The organism is Pseudomonas sp. LM13, from assembly GCF_041381355.1.
GTDB classification, from domain to species: Bacteria; Pseudomonadota; Gammaproteobacteria; order Pseudomonadales; family Pseudomonadaceae; genus Stutzerimonas; species Stutzerimonas frequens.
The window spans coordinates 114,446-128,209 of sequence record NZ_JACBXH010000003.1 but is presented as its reverse complement, the minus strand read 5'-3'; the positions used below and the strand labels follow the sequence as shown (position 1 = coordinate 128,209).

11 protein-coding genes and 1 pseudogene are annotated in these 13,764 nt (G+C 64.7%); 8 read left to right on the top strand and 4 right to left on the bottom strand.

Going from position 1 to position 13,764, the window contains the following annotated elements; translation table 11 throughout:
* Window positions 1-48: 48 nt before the first annotated feature.
* Window positions 49-2,829 (bottom strand): response regulator, encoded by a 2,781-nt coding sequence (locus tag HZR81_RS04430; RefSeq protein ID WP_500127425.1) that lies wholly within the window; start codon window positions 2,827-2,829, stop codon window positions 49-51.
* Window positions 2,830-2,932: 103 nt separating this feature from the next.
* A complete protein-coding gene (locus tag HZR81_RS04425) occupies window positions 2,933-3,559 on the bottom strand; it encodes a trimeric intracellular cation channel family protein (RefSeq protein ID WP_003283735.1) in 627 nt (208 codons plus the stop codon).
* A gap of 137 nt (window positions 3,560-3,696) precedes the next feature.
* On the opposite strand from HZR81_RS04425, the gene HZR81_RS04420 reads away from it, so the two are divergent.
* The 7 genes from HZR81_RS04420 to HZR81_RS04390 all read left to right on the top strand — a co-directional run bounded on the left by HZR81_RS04420 (window position 3,697) and on the right by HZR81_RS04390 (window position 11,255).
* Complete coding sequence (locus HZR81_RS04420; protein ID WP_063539926.1) at window positions 3,697-4,590, top strand: HTH-type transcriptional regulator ArgP; 894 nt, start codon at window positions 3,697-3,699, stop codon at window positions 4,588-4,590.
* A 102-nt stretch (window positions 4,591-4,692) separates the two neighbouring features.
* The gene (cysM, locus tag HZR81_RS04415) at window positions 4,693-5,595 is read left to right on the top strand and encodes a cysteine synthase CysM (RefSeq protein ID WP_500127424.1); all 903 of its coding nucleotides are present in this window, start codon (window positions 4,693-4,695) and stop codon (window positions 5,593-5,595) included.
* A gap of 42 nt (window positions 5,596-5,637) precedes the next feature.
* Window positions 5,638-7,002, top strand: coding sequence for a 23S rRNA (uracil(1939)-C(5))-methyltransferase RlmD (gene rlmD / locus HZR81_RS04410; RefSeq protein WP_500127423.1), 1,365 nt, complete (start codon window positions 5,638-5,640; stop codon window positions 7,000-7,002).
* A 96-nt stretch (window positions 7,003-7,098) separates the two neighbouring features.
* Window positions 7,099-9,342, top strand: coding sequence for a GTP diphosphokinase (gene relA, locus HZR81_RS04405; protein ID WP_102840141.1), 2,244 nt, complete (start codon window positions 7,099-7,101; stop codon window positions 9,340-9,342).
* Window positions 9,343-9,502: 160 nt separating this feature from the next.
* Entirely contained in the window at window positions 9,503-10,333 is an 831-nt protein-coding gene (gene mazG / locus HZR81_RS04400) for a nucleoside triphosphate pyrophosphohydrolase (RefSeq protein ID WP_444816248.1), read from the top strand.
* Between the two features lie 112 nt (window positions 10,334-10,445).
* Window positions 10,446-10,985 carry a DUF2058 domain-containing protein gene (locus HZR81_RS04395; RefSeq protein WP_063539922.1) on the top strand — a complete coding sequence of 180 codons (540 nt, stop codon included), beginning with the start codon at window positions 10,446-10,448 and terminating at the stop codon, window positions 10,983-10,985.
* Between the two features lie 108 nt (window positions 10,986-11,093).
* Window positions 11,094-11,255 (top strand): hypothetical protein, encoded by a 162-nt coding sequence (locus tag HZR81_RS04390; RefSeq protein WP_196762400.1) that lies wholly within the window; start codon window positions 11,094-11,096, stop codon window positions 11,253-11,255.
* A gap of 62 nt (window positions 11,256-11,317) precedes the next feature.
* On the opposite strand, the pseudogene HZR81_RS04385 reads toward HZR81_RS04390, so the two are convergent.
* A pseudogene (locus HZR81_RS04385) lies at window positions 11,318-12,653 on the bottom strand (erythromycin esterase family protein).
* Between the two features lie 190 nt (window positions 12,654-12,843).
* On the opposite strand from HZR81_RS04385, the gene HZR81_RS04380 reads away from it, so the two are divergent.
* On the top strand, window positions 12,844-13,077 hold the full coding sequence (locus HZR81_RS04380; protein WP_063539920.1) for a hypothetical protein: 234 nt from the start codon (window positions 12,844-12,846) through the stop codon (window positions 13,075-13,077).
* Here HZR81_RS04380 and pdeM read toward each other — a convergent pair.
* Complete coding sequence (gene pdeM / locus HZR81_RS04375; RefSeq protein ID WP_500127422.1) at window positions 13,055-13,744, bottom strand: ligase-associated DNA damage response endonuclease PdeM; 690 nt, start codon at window positions 13,742-13,744, stop codon at window positions 13,055-13,057. The two genes, HZR81_RS04380 and pdeM, sit on opposite strands and share 23 nt — an antisense overlap.
* Between the last annotated feature and the right edge of the window lie 20 nt (window positions 13,745-13,764).

The window sequence follows — 13,764 nt, the reverse complement described above, 5'->3', positions numbered from 1 at the left end:
TTAGATTCCTGATAAACAGGGGCGGGGCAGCGGCCCGGCCCGTTCGGGTCAACTGGCAGCTTCTGCTTCCTGCTCGAGTCGGGCGATGGCCGCGTCCAGTTCATCCAGCGCGGCTTCGCTGTCCGGATGGTTCTGCTTGAGCAGCGTTTCGCTCTGCTGGCAGGCGTTGCGCAGTTGCGGTACGCCACAATAGCGAGTCGCGCCATGCAGGCGGTGCACGCGCTCGATCAGCGCCTGGCGATCACCGGCCTGGCGCGCTTCACGGATGGTGCGCCGATCGGACTCCAGCGACTGCAGCAGCATGCCGAGCATGTCCGCGGCGAGGTCGGCCTTGCCGGCCGCCAGGCGCAGGCCTTCTTCTTCGTCGAGAACCTTGAGGGCCGGCGGCGGCTCCGGCAGCGGTTCCGGCTGTGGCTGCGTCGACGGTTCAGCCTGGCGCTGCGGCTGGCTGCGCAGCGCCAGGCCGGTCCACTTGAGCACCACCTGCGCGAGCTGGCGGTCGCTGATGGGCTTGGTCAGGTAGTCATCGAGGCCACTCTGCAACAGGGAACGTTTTTCGTTCGCCAGGGCGTGAGCGGTGAGGGCGATGATCGGCAACGGCGTGTTGCCACTGGTGTGCTCCCAGTGGCGTATGGCCTCGGTGGTCTGGCGGCCATCCATGCCCGGCATCTGAACGTCCATCAGCACCAGATCGAAGGCGCTTTGCTTGACCGACTCCAGAGCGGCGAGGCCGTTGTCCACGGCGACCACGTCGGCCCCCATGTCGCCGAGCAGGGTTTTCACCAGCAGCAGGTTGGCGGGATTGTCGTCCACGCACAGCACACGTGCCGGGCGGCCGACCGCCGGGGCGCTGGGTTCGGCATATGCCTGGTGCGGACGTACCAGCTCGACGAGCACGCGCTGCAATTTACGCGTGCAGGTCGGCTTGCCCTGCAGCTGGGTGTAGCTGTGAGCTTCGGGCAGGGCGTCGTGGAACACGGACTGCTCGGTGGTCGGGCACAGCACTACGCACTTGCAACCGAGCGTCTCGATCTCTGCCAGTCGGCGACCGAGGACCTCGGGCCGGATTTCCCGAGCGGTGACACCCAGCACTGCCAGATCGATCAGCTGACTACCCTGACGCTGAGCGGCGATGGCTTCCTGCATCTGGTCCAGCGTATCGAAGGCATGCACCTCCAGGCCGAGGCTTTCCAACTGGTGCTGCAATGCCTGGCGGGCCAGCGGGTGTTGCTCCAGCAGCGCGACCCGGCGCCCCTGCAGGGCAGGATGAGGCAGGTCTTCGACATCGTCGCGCGCCTTCGGCAGGCTGAGGCTTATCCAGAACTCAGAGCCTTCATCGGGGATGCTGTCGACGCCGATCTCGCCACCCATCTGTTCGATCAGGCGTTTGGAGATCACCAGGCCCAGGCCGGTACCGCCGGGCTGGCGAGAAATGGAATTGTCCGCCTGGCTGAACGCCTGGAACAGCGCGCGCAGATCCTGGTCGGTCAGGCCGATACCGGTGTCCTGCACGCTGATACGCAGCTGCGCCCGCTCGGCATTGTCATCCTCGACCATGGCGCGCACGGCGATGGTGCCGTCGTTGGTGAACTTGATCGCATTGCTGATCAGGTTGGTCAGCACCTGCTTGAGGCGCAGCGGATCGCCGATCAGCGACAGTGGGGTGTCCCGGTAAACCAGGCTGACCAGCTCGAGCTGCTTGGTGTGCGCAGACGGGGCGAGGATGGTCAGGGTGTCCTCGATCAGGTCGCGCAGGTTGAAGGGGATGCTGTCGAGCACCAGCTTGCCGGCCTCGATCTTCGAGAAGTCGAGGATCTCGTTGATGATCCCGAGCAGGCTGTCGGCGGACTTCTCGATGGTGCCCAGGTAGTCCTGCTGGCGCGGCGTCAGGTCGCTCTTCTGCAACAGCTGGGTGAAGCCGAGGATGCCGTTGAGCGGGGTGCGGATCTCATGGCTCATGTTGGCGAGGAATTCGGACTTGATACGGCTGGCCTCCAGTGCCTCCTTGCGCGCCAGATCCAGCTCGATGTTCTGGATCTCGATGGTCTCCAGGTTCTGCTGCACGTCTTCGGTGGCCTGGTCGATGCTCTGCTGCAGTTCCTCGCGGGCGCTGAGCAGGGCCTCGGCCATGCGGTTGATGCCGGACGCCAGCTCGTCCATTTCATGGCTGCCCAGGGGTGGCAGGCGCGTTTCCAGGTGGCCGTCCTTGAGCTGGGCGACGGCGGCCTTGACCCGTTGCAACGGCAGGCTGATGGCGCGACTCATGCGCAATGCCAGCAGTGCGGTGATGATCAGCCCCGCGCCGACCAGAAACAGGCTGGTCAGCAGGCTGCGATAGCCGCGCAGCAGGGTGTTGTGGTGCGACAGTTCCAGCTCGAGCCAGCCGATGAGTTTCTCGTCCGGGCCGCGGGCTTCGTCGGCAAGGTTCAGGTGGCGGCTGAGGATCGGCATGAGGATGCGCGTGTGATCCATGCTGCTGACGCGGGTGAGGCCTTCTGGATCGCCTGGGGGAGGGGGGGTCAGCATTCGCGGCCCGGCATGCACGCGCTGGGTACGCTCCGGATCGAGAATGGTAACCGCGCGGACATCGGCCTGGTCCAACACCTGGGTCAGGATGCGCTGCAGGCGTTTGTCATAACCAAGGTTCATGGCCGGTGCGGCCAGGGGGGCCAGTTGCTCGGCGATCAGCTGGCCGCGCTCATCGAGCTGGTGGCGCATCTCCGACAGCTGCATCCAGGTGAAGTAGGCGCCGAGCACCACCGCCAGCAGGGTGCTGGGCAGCAGCGTCAGCATCAGTACGCGGCCACGAATTCCAAGGTCTTTCAGCACAGTCCGTTCACCGATCCCGGTTTGCCAGCGCGCTAGTGTAGCGGCTCGGACCGGTGGAATCTGCACGCGACATCAAGCCCTGATGTCGCGTGGCAGCGGGTGGTCAGTCCAGGCCGCGAATTTCCTTGCCATTGAAGTCCGGCAGCTTCCAGTGGAAGGTCATCGCCAACACACGGAACAGGAAGCCGCTGCCCAGCGCCGCCAGGGTGGCCAGGGTGGTGTTGATCTCCAGCCAGAGCATGCCGACGTAGAAGACGCCGGTGAACAGTGCCACTGTGGCGTAAAGCTCGCGCTGCAGGACCATCGGCACCTGGTTGCACAGCACGTCGCGCATCAGCCCGCCGAAGATGCCGGTGATGACGCCAGCCAGCACGACGATGGACGGGTGTGCGCCCATGCCCATCGCGACGTCGCAGCCGATCACGGTGAATGCCACCAGCCCCAGGCCGTCCACCAGCAGGAAGACCATGCGCAGGTGATGCAGGTGACGGGCGATAAAGCCGGTAACGATCGCTGCACCGATGGTGAACGTGAGGTACTCGGGGTGGGCGATCCAGCCAACCGGGTAATGGCCGAGCAGCACGTCACGTGCCGTGCCGCCCCCGAGCGCGGTCACGGTGCCGAGCAGGCAGATGCCGAACAGGTCCATACCGCGGCGCATGCCCATGATGGCCCCGGACATGGCTTCGGCGGTGATCGCGATCAGATAGATGGTGTGCAGCAGTTCCACGGCATACTCCGGACAGACTCGCTGCACCGCCAACGCGCGCTGCAGCTCGAGGTGCGCGATTATGGGGCAAGCGTCGCTTTAATTTTCTTTGCTAAGTATTTTTAGGCCATGCAAACATTTTCTTTATCGGTGCCGTCATGAATCTCGATCCGAAGCAGACCGAAGCCTTCCGTGCCGTCATTCGCACCGGCAGCTTCGAGCAGGCTGCGCAGCGTCTGCACCTGACGCCACCGGCCATTTCGCAGCGCGTGCGTGCGCTGGAGAGTGCGCTGGGCAGCGCCCTGGTGGTACGCAGTCGGCCCTGCCGTCCCACCGAAACCGGACAGCGCCTGCTGCAATACCTCAAGCGCGCCACGCTGCTGGAGGCGGATCTGCTGGCCGATCTGGCCGAGCGCAGCGATGCACCGCTGGTGGTGGTCGCGGCGCTCAATGCCGACAGCCTGGGTACCTGGTTCTTTCCGGCGCTGGCCGAGGTGCTGATCCGCGAGCGGGTGCTGCTCGATCTCACTGTCGAGGACCAGGACCACACCTACAGCCTGCTGGAGACTGGCCTGGCGATCGGCTGCATCAGTACCGAGCCCAAGCCGATGCGAGGCTGCACGGCCAGCGCGCTGGGCCGCATGCGCTACCGACTGGTGGCGTCGAGCGAATTCCGGCAGAAGCACTTCGCCAACGGACTCAACCGCAACGCCGCGCGCAAGGCGCCGGTGGTCGCCTACACGCGCAAGGACACCCTGCAGTCTTCCTTTCTGCTGCGCCGCTTCGGCCTCCCCGAGGGCGCCTATCCCTGCCATTACGTACCTGGCGCGGAGCCGCATTTCAGCGCGATTCGCTACGGCCTGGGCTACGGCATGGTGCCCGAACTGTTGCTGCATGATGCGCTGCAATCCGGCGAGGTGGTCGATCTGGCGGCCGACGAGCCCTTGGAAATCGCCCTGTACTGGCATACCTGGAAGGTGCAATCGCCGCGAATGGAGCATCTTTCGCGACAGATCGTCGAGGCGGCGCCGAAGATTCTCGCTCGCCCCTAGCCGCGTTCCGCGGCCTTTCGCAATTTGGCGCAGACAATCACGGCTGCCCGTCGTCGAACGATGCCGGTATCATGTCGACCTTCTCAGATGCCGTGCGACGCCATGACTACACACTATCCGACCATTGCCGACTGCATCGGCAACACCCCGCTGGTTCGCCTGCAGCGGATGCCGGGTAAGACCAGCAACACCATCCTGGTCAAGCTCGAGGGCAACAACCCGGCCGGCTCGGTCAAGGACCGCCCGGCACTGTCGATGATCAACCGCGCGGAGCTGCGCGGTGATATCCAGCCGGGCGATACGCTGATCGAGGCGACCTCCGGCAACACCGGTATCGCGCTCGCCATGGCGGCCGCGATCAAGGGCTATCGGATGATCCTGATCATGCCGGACAACTCCAGCGCCGAGCGCAAGGCGGCGATGACCGCCTACGGTGCCGAGCTGATTCTGGTGTCCAAGGAGCAGGGCATGGAAGGTGCTCGCGACCTGGCGCTGCAAATGCAGGCCGAAGGCCACGGCAAGGTGCTCGACCAGTTCGCCAATGGCGACAATCCCGAGGCCCACTACACCAGCACCGGCCCCGAGATCTGGCAGCAGACCCAGGGCAGCATCACGCACTTCGTCAGCTCCATGGGCACCACAGGCACCATCATGGGCGTGTCGCGCTACCTCAAGGAACAGAATCCGGCAGTGCAGATCGTCGGCCTGCAGCCGATGGAGGGCGCAGCCATCCCCGGTATCCGCCGCTGGCCGCAGGAGTATCTGCCGAAGATCTATCAGGCCGAACGGGTCGACCGCGTCATCGACATGTCCCAAGCCGAGGCCGAGCAGGTCATGCGCCGCCTGGCCCGCGAAGAGGGCATCTTCTGTGGCGTATCGTCCGGCGGTTCCGTAGCGGCAGCGCTGAGGCTTTCGCAGGAACTGGAGAACGCGGTGATCGTGGCGATCGTCTGTGACCGCGGCGACCGCTATCTGTCGACCGGCGTATATGACGCACCGAATTGATCGGCTGGCCGGCCGGCCTTCCCGTAGTGCAGGTTCCAACTGATGGCCAAACGTAGCGGCGCTCTGCGCTTTCAACCCAGTGGCGGCGAGCGCAGGCCTCAGGTACCGGTCGGCAAGAAGCAACGGCTGAGTATCGAGCGGCTGGCCAATGACGGACGCGGTATCGCCTTCATCGAGGGACGCACCTGGTTCGTCGAGGGCGCGTTGCCCGGCGAAGAGGTCGAGGCGCGCGTGCTGGCTGCGCGCAGTCAGATCGTCGAGGCGCGCTGCGAGCGTGTGCTTCAGGCCAGTGCGCAGCGTCAGGTCGAGCCCTGTCCACATGCCCGTCTGTGTGGCGGTTGCAACCTGCAGCATTCGCCCTTTACCGATCAGCTTGCCCTGAAGCAGCGCACGCTTGCCGAGCAGCTCACGCGGTTGGCCGACTTGCAGCCAGAAGCATGGGCCGAGCCGCTGGTGGGCCCAGCCTTCGGGTATCGTCGCCGGGCGCGGCTGGCGGTGCGCTGGAACGTCAAGAGCAAGCAGCTCGATATCGGTTTCCGCGCCAGCGCCAGCCAGGACGTCATCTCCATCCGTGAATGCCCTGTTCTGGTACAGCCCTTGCAGTCGCTGCTGCCGGCATTGCTGGCAGCGCTACGTGATCTGGGTAAGCCGCAGGCGATCGGTCATGTCGAACTCTTCAGTGGTACGGCCGAGGCGGTGCTGATTCGTCACACCGCCGACCTGCCCGAAGCAGACGTGGCACGTCTGCGCAGCTTCGCTAGTGCCAACGCAGCGCAGCTCTGGTGGCAGGGCGAAGGTGAGCCGGAGCCGGATGATCCCGCGGCGAAGCTGGGTTACCGGCTGGATGCCTGGGATCTGGAACTGGCCTGGCGGCCGGGGGATTTCGTCCAGGTCAACGTGTCGGTCAACGATGCGATGGTGGCTCAGGCGCTGGAATGGCTGGGCGCTGGCAAGGACGAAGCAGTGCTGGATCTGTTCTGTGGGCTGGGCAACTTCAGCCTGCCGTTGGCGCGCATCGGCGCTCGGGTGGTGGGCGTCGAAGGTGTCGAGGCGATGGTCGCGCGTGCGCGGGAAAACGCCCGGTACAACGGCATCGAGACGGCGCACTTTTATCGTGCCGACTTGTCGAAGCCGCTTGCCGATGCCCCCTGGGCGGACGGCGGTTTCGCTGCGGTGCTGCTCGATCCACCGCGCGATGGCGCGCTGGAAATCGTTCGACAAATGTCGATGCTGAGGGCGCAGCGCGTGGTCTATGTTTCATGCAATCCTGCCACCCTGGCGCGCGACGCACGTGAGCTGGCCAGCCAGGGCTACCGACTCAAGCGTGCAGGTGTGCTGGACATGTTCCCGCAGACGGCCCACGTCGAGGCCATGGCACTGTTCGAGGGGCCCGACGCACCGCGGTGATGCATTCTTGGCAGGCAACAGGCCTGTGGTTCAATCGACCGGCACGCAGAATGCCGGCGTTCATGGCGCAGTAGGTGCGCAGAAGGGAAGGTTTAGATGGTACAGGTCAGAGCGCTTCAGCCGATCAATACGGACGGTAGTATCAACCTGGATGGCTGGCTCGATCATGTGCTGGGCATGGACCCGGCACTCGACCGCGCGGCCCTGAAGGAAGCCTGCGAGTTCGCTCGCGAGGCGGAACAACAGGCCAACGCGGCGCAGAATCTCTGGAGCGAGGGGACCTCCAGTTACCAGATCGGCCTCGAGATCGCCGAGATTCTCGCCGATCTGAAGCTCGACCAGGACAGCCTGGTGGCCGCGGTGATCTACCGTGGCGTGCGCGAAGGCAAGATCAAGCTGGCCGACGTGCATCAGCGCTTCGGCCCGGTGGTGGCCAAGCTCATCGAAGGCGTGCTGCGCATGGCAGCGATCAGCGCCAGTCTCAATCCCCGCGAATCGCTGGTGCTGGGCTCCCAGGCGCAGGTGGAGAACCTGCGCAAGATGCTGGTGGCCATGGTCGACGACGTTCGCGTCGCGCTGATCAAGCTGGCCGAACGCACCTGCGCCATCCGCGCGGTCAAGCTGGCTGACGACGAGAAGCGCCAGCGCGTCGCCCGCGAGGTCTTCGACATCTATGCGCCGCTGGCCCATCGTCTGGGCATCGGCCACATCAAGTGGGAGCTGGAGGACCTGTCCTTCCGCTACCTCGAGCCCGAGCAGTACAAGCAGATCGCCCAGCTGCTGCACGAGCGTCGGCTCGATCGCGAGCAGTACATCACCAACGTCGTCCAGCAGCTCAAGGACGAACTGACCGCGGCCGGCATCCAGCCGGAAATCGACGGGCGCGCCAAGCACATCTATTCCATCTGGCGAAAAATGCAGAAGAAGGGCCTGCAGTTCAGCCAGATTTACGACGTTCGCGCCGTTCGCGTGCTGGTTCCGGAAGTGCGCGACTGCTACACCGCGCTGGGTATCGTGCACACCCTGTGGCGACACATTCCGAAGGAATTCGACGACTACATCGCCAACCCGAAGGAGAACGGCTACCGCTCGCTGCATACCGCGGTGATCGGCCCCGAGGGCAAGGTGCTGGAGGTGCAGATTCGCACCCACGCCATGCACGAGGAGGCCGAGCTGGGGGTTTGCGCGCACTGGCGCTACAAGGGCACAGACGTCAATTCCGGTTCGGACCACTACGAGGAGAAGATCGCCTGGCTGCGTCAGGTGCTCGAATGGCACGAAGAACTGGGCGACATCGGCGGGCTGGCCGACCAGCTGCGCGTCGACATCGAGCCCGACCGCGTCTATGTATTCACCCCGGATGGCCATGCCATCGACCTGCCCAAGGGCGCCACGCCACTGGACTTCGCCTACCGCGTGCACACCGAGATCGGCCACAACTGCCGCGGGGCGAAGGTCAACGGGCGCATCGTGCCGCTCAACTACAGTCTGCAGACCGGCGAGCAGGTGGAAATCATCACCAGCAAGCACGGCTCGCCGAGCCGCGACTGGCTGAACCCCAACCTGGGCTACATCACCACCTCGCGCTCGCGGGCGAAGATCGTTCACTGGTTCAAGCTGCAGGCACGCGACCAGAACGTCGCGGCCGGCAAGGCGCTGCTGGAGCGTGAACTGGGACGGCTGGATCTGCCCCCGGTGGATTTCGACAAGCTGGCCGAGAAGGCCAACCTGAAGAACGCCGAGGACATGTTCGCCGCGCTGGGCGCCGGCGACCTGCGCCTGGCCCATCTGATCAACATGGCGCAGCAACTGGTCGAGCCGGAGCGCGGTTACGACCAGCTGGAACTGATCCCGCGGCGTTCCGCACCGCACAAGCCAGGCAAGCGCGGCGATGTGCAGATCCAGGGCGTCGGCAACCTGCTGACGCAGATGGCCGGCTGCTGCCAGCCGCTGCCGGGCGACCCGATTGTCGGTTACATCACCCAGGGTCGCGGCGTCAGCATCCATCGCCAGGACTGCCCATCGGTGCTGCAGCTGGCCGGGCGTGAGCCGGAACGGATCATCCAGGTCAGCTGGGGCCCGGTGCCGGAGAAGACCTATCCGGTAGAGATCATGATCCGCGCCTACGACCGCGCCGGGCTGTTGCGCGACATCTCGCAGATGCTGCTCAACGAGCGCATCAACGTGCTGTCGATGAACACCCGTTCGAACAAGGAAGACAGCACCGCGCAGATGACGCTGACCATCGAGATTCCCGGGCTGAACGCCCTGGGTCGCCTGCTCAGCCGCATTTCGCAGCTGCCGAACATCATCGAGGCCAAGCGCCAGCGGGCCACGTAAGGCGCGAGGCCGGCGGTGTTGCCGGTCGCGCCACGGTGGATGGGTGAAGCGTCAGCTACGCGCCCCGATCCACCCTACAATCGGCCTGACATCCGTAGGGTGGATGTCGCTTTTTACATCCACCGGAACGCCGCTGCGATAGCCCGGCTTGAGGAATCCTATGTACCAACTCAACGATCTGCTGCACCTGATGGCCCGGCTGCGCGATCCGCAGCATGGCTGCCCCTGGGATCTGCAGCAGAACTACGCGAGCATCGTCCCGCACACGCTGGAAGAGGCTTACGAGGTTGCCGACGCCATCCAGAGTGGCGACTTCGACCATCTGCCAGGCGAGTTGGGTGATCTGCTGTTTCAGGTCGTCTACTACAGCCAGCTGGCACGGGAGGAGGGGCGCTTCGACTTCGCCACGGTGGTCGACGCCATCACCCGCAAGCTGGTGCGCCGTCACCCGCACGTCTTCCCCGATGGTGACCTGTACGGTTCGCCGGAACTGCCGCGGCTCGATGAGGCGGCGATCAAGCAGCGCTGGGAGGAGATCAAGGCCGAGGAGCGTGCCGAGAAAGCTGCCGCGCCTGAACAGCTGTCGTTACTTGACGATGTCCCGAGCGCGCTGCCGGCGCTCAGTCGGGCCGCCAAGCTGCAGAAGCGTGCCGCCCAGGTTGGTTTCGACTGGCCCGAGGCACTGCCGGTGGTGGACAAGGTGCGCGAGGAGCTCGGCGAAGTGCTGGAGGCGATGAGCGAGAACGACCCGCAGGCCATCGCCGAGGAGCTGGGCGATTTGCTGTTCGTGGTGGTCAACCTGGCCCGCCATCTCAAGGTCGATCCGGAGAACGCCCTGCGCGCGGCCAACGGCAAGTTCGAGCGGCGCTTCCGCTTCATCGAACAGGCCTTGCGCGAAGCGGGACGGCCCATCGAGAGCTGCGATCTCGAAGAGCTCGATGGGCTCTGGGGTGAAGCGAAGAAGGCCGAACGATCGCCGTCCTGCGGCTAACCGCACTTTCCAGGCTGGATGTGGATTTTCACATCCACCACAATGCCGCTCGGTGGACGGCTGACGCGTCCACCTGCGTCCCACTTGAATTCACGACGAGACGAGCCGAAACATGAGTCTTTCCCTCCGTGATCAGCTGCTCAAAGCCGGGCTGGTCAACGAAAAGCAGGCCAAGCAGGCCGTCAAGCAGAAGCAGAAGCAGCAGCGCCTGGAGAAAAAGGGCCAGGTCGAGAAGGACGATTCGCAGCGCGAAGCGGCGCTGAAGGCCCAGGCCGAGAAGCTCGCCCGCGATCAGGAGCTCAACCGCCAGCAGCAGCAGAAGGCCGAGCAGAAGGCCCGTGCAGCGCAGATCAAGCAGTTGATCGAGACCAGCCGCCTGCCGAAGCTGACCACCGAGGATTACTACAACTTCGTCGACGACAAGAAGGTCAAGCGCCTGTCGGTCAACAAGCTAATGCGTGACAAGCTGGCCAGCGGCTCGCTGGCCATCGTGCGCCACGGCGGCGGCTACGAGGTCATTCCGCGCGAGGCGGCGCTGAAGATTCAGGAGCGCGACCCGCAGCGCGTGGTGCAGCTCAACATCCGCACTGAAGAGCCGGATGCCGACGATCCCTACGCCGCTTATCAGGTGCCTGACGACCTGATGTGGTAACCCGCTGGGGCAGGTCGGCGGCCCGACGGAAGGTCGGATAGAAAGTGCCTGCCCCGACCTCTACTACAGACCAGCCCGCAGCTGCGGGTTAATGCAGTGGAGGACGTTATGGACGCTCGATCGAATCGCTATTTCCACGCCGCCGAAACCGATGGCTGGCGCGCCGCCGGTGTTCCGGGTGATCCGGAGGAGCCGGGCGTTCCCACCCAGCCGTCCGAGCCCGGCGAACCCACCGTGCCGGATCAGCCACCGCCAGCGCCGGTGGCATAAGCCGGTCGACTGTCCCCTTCTTGTGTGACGTCGTCGCAACGCTCCGGCGCTGCGACGACGTCTCACTCGCCGAACGGGTAAGTATCCGGTACGACGCTCGCATCGATGTCCTGCGGGCCGATGGGCGTTACCGCCTGCGTCTGTTCAAGCCAGATCAACGCATCGAACTGCTCGGCGAGAATGGCTCGGAAGTAGTGGCTCTGGCGCTCGGTCAGCGGCCGGTAGATGACACCGATCGCGCGCTCCAGCCGCGGGTGGCTGAGCGCTTCGCGCAGTTCGTCGCGATCATCGCGCCAGTCGGTCAGTGAGGCCGGCACGCCGGCGCGCAGAAAGAGCTGCTCCCAGCTGTCCGGCCGCGACGGGATGACCTGCTTGATCCGCATCGGCTCGTCCCAGTTGTCCGCAGCGGCCACCTCGCCGCGATCGGTCGCCATGCCGATCAGCACGGCATCGCGCCCGAAGGCGGTGCGGCAAAGCTCGCCGATGTTGAACTCGCCACCCCAGCCCATCGACGTCGCCGCTGCATTGCCAATATGCGAGTTGTGCGCCCAGATGACCGCTTTCGCGTTTGCCCCGCGATGGTCGAGCAGGGCCCGCAGCGTGTCGAACATATGCCGGTCGCGCAGGTTCCAGGATTCCGTAGAGCCGCGGTACATGGCCCGGTAGTAGCTCTCCGCGGCCAGTACCACCCGTGCGTTGCGTTCGGCATTGAAGAACCGTTCGCCATCCTGGCCGATGTACTCGAGGCGCTGGGCGAGCAAGGCCTGCAACTGCTCGATCACCGCGTTTTCGCAGGTTGGCTGACCGAGCATGACGTTGCGGCCATAGATGGCCGGGTCTTCCTGCCAGGGGCTCAGGCAGCCATAGCGCTGGCGTGCATCTGCCGCAGCTTCAGAGTCGGTATGGTCGAGGTAACGCAGTACCTCGCGGATCGAGCTGCCGAGGCTGTATACATCCAGGCCGCGAAATTCGACGCGCCGTGACGCATCCAGCGCCGCATTGTGCTCGCGCAGCCAGTGGACAAAAGCCTCGACTTCGCGGTTGCGCCACATCCAGGTCGGGAAACGTTTGAAGGCATCCTCTGTCCAGGCGACCGATTCACGCTGGCGACAGTAGCAGTCGATTCGCGCGGCATCGGGCCAATCCGCCTCGACCGCGACGATGGAAAAACCATGGCGCTCGATCAGGCGCTGGGTGATCGCGGCGCGGGCGCGGTAGAACTCGGAGGTGCCGTGGCTGGCTTCACCGATCAGCACGACCCGCGCGTCGGCGAAGCGTTCGAAGCTATCGGCGAAGCGTGGATCATCCAGCGCGGGCAGCGGCTCGGCGTGCTGGCGCAGCAAGCATCACCAAATGCTCTTCGGACGGTTCGGTAACGCGCAGAGGCGAGGCGTTCATGTTCCCGACTCCTTGGTGTTTGAATACAGATGACCGGGCGTCCGCATGGTTGTTCCTGGCATTTCAATTAAAGCTGCTAACTTTGAAGTGAGGGACCGAACTGCCGACGCCGGATGGGTCTAAAAACTTACAAAAACCAAAATGGGCGTTATAACGTTCACACGGGTTTCTTTAAGGCGAGGGGCATACCATGACGACCTGGATCATTGCGTACAACAAAGACGGCAACACTTCGATGCTGAAGATCGACTCCGAACACCAGCCGGACATCGACGACGCGGTCGAACTGGTGACGCGCAAGGCGGAAGAGCTCTATCCGGATCAGGAGATCGAGCATGAACACGATCCTGATCTGGAGGACACCCCCGCCACACGCCTTGCCGAACGCTACGGCATCACCATCACCGGTATCTCCCAGGCCTGACCGGGACCTGGCGCGCCACCGGCCATACCTCCCCATCTCCCACCACATAGATTCGCCAGTTGTCTTCGGTTGCCACCGTCATCGTGCCGGTGAAGCTGCCGAAGGCTGGCAGCAGGCTGAGCCGTTCGCCGATGCAGAAGCAGGGCAGGCGCAGGCGCTGGCGCCCGCGACCCTGTAGCGGGAAGGCAGGGTGAACGTGGCCGGCCAGCACGTGGTGGCTGGGGTGCGGCTGCGGTTCGTGCTGCAGCGCGTACGGGCCGAGCAGCAGCGGCTCGTTCACTACGTCGATGCCGAGCTGGGCCGGCGGGTCTCCTGCACGGCGGTCGTGGTTGCCGCGCACCAGTGTGATGGCCAGCTGGGGATGGCGCGAGCGCCATTCGGCCAGGCGCGCAAGCGTGGCCGGCGCGTGGGATTCGGGGGCGTGCAGGAAGTCACCGAGAAAGATCAGCTGGCGGCAGCAGTATCGGGCCAGCAGGCCGTCCAGCTGGTGCAGGTTGGCATCGGTAGTGCCATGCGGCACAGGCTGGCCGAGGCGACGATAGGCTGCGGCCTTGCCAAAATGGATGTCGGCCACCAACAGGGCCTGCTGTGCGGGCCAGTAGATCGCCTTTTCCGCCAGCAGCCAGAGCGTGGCGCCGGCCAGTTCGATGGGCTGGTAGGCGTTCATGATCCGTTGGTTCGTCCTGT

Coding starts and splice junctions, on each gene's coding strand:
- HZR81_RS04390 (WP_196762400.1), top strand. CDS start 11,094: ATGGACGCTCGATCGAATCGCTATTTCCACGCCGCCGAAACCGATGGC.
- relA (WP_102840141.1), top strand. CDS start 7,099: ATGGTACAGGTCAGAGCGCTTCAGCCGATCAATACGGACGGTAGTATC.
- HZR81_RS04395 (WP_063539922.1), top strand. CDS start 10,446: ATGAGTCTTTCCCTCCGTGATCAGCTGCTCAAAGCCGGGCTGGTCAAC.
- rlmD (WP_500127423.1), top strand. CDS start 5,638: ATGGCCAAACGTAGCGGCGCTCTGCGCTTTCAACCCAGTGGCGGCGAG.
- cysM (WP_500127424.1), top strand. CDS start 4,693: ATGACTACACACTATCCGACCATTGCCGACTGCATCGGCAACACCCCG.
- HZR81_RS04420 (WP_063539926.1), top strand. CDS start 3,697: ATGAATCTCGATCCGAAGCAGACCGAAGCCTTCCGTGCCGTCATTCGC.
- HZR81_RS04380 (WP_063539920.1), top strand. CDS start 12,844: ATGACGACCTGGATCATTGCGTACAACAAAGACGGCAACACTTCGATG.
- pdeM (WP_500127422.1), bottom strand. CDS start 13,744: ATGAACGCCTACCAGCCCATCGAACTGGCCGGCGCCACGCTCTGGCTG.
- mazG (WP_444816248.1), top strand. CDS start 9,503: ATGTACCAACTCAACGATCTGCTGCACCTGATGGCCCGGCTGCGCGAT.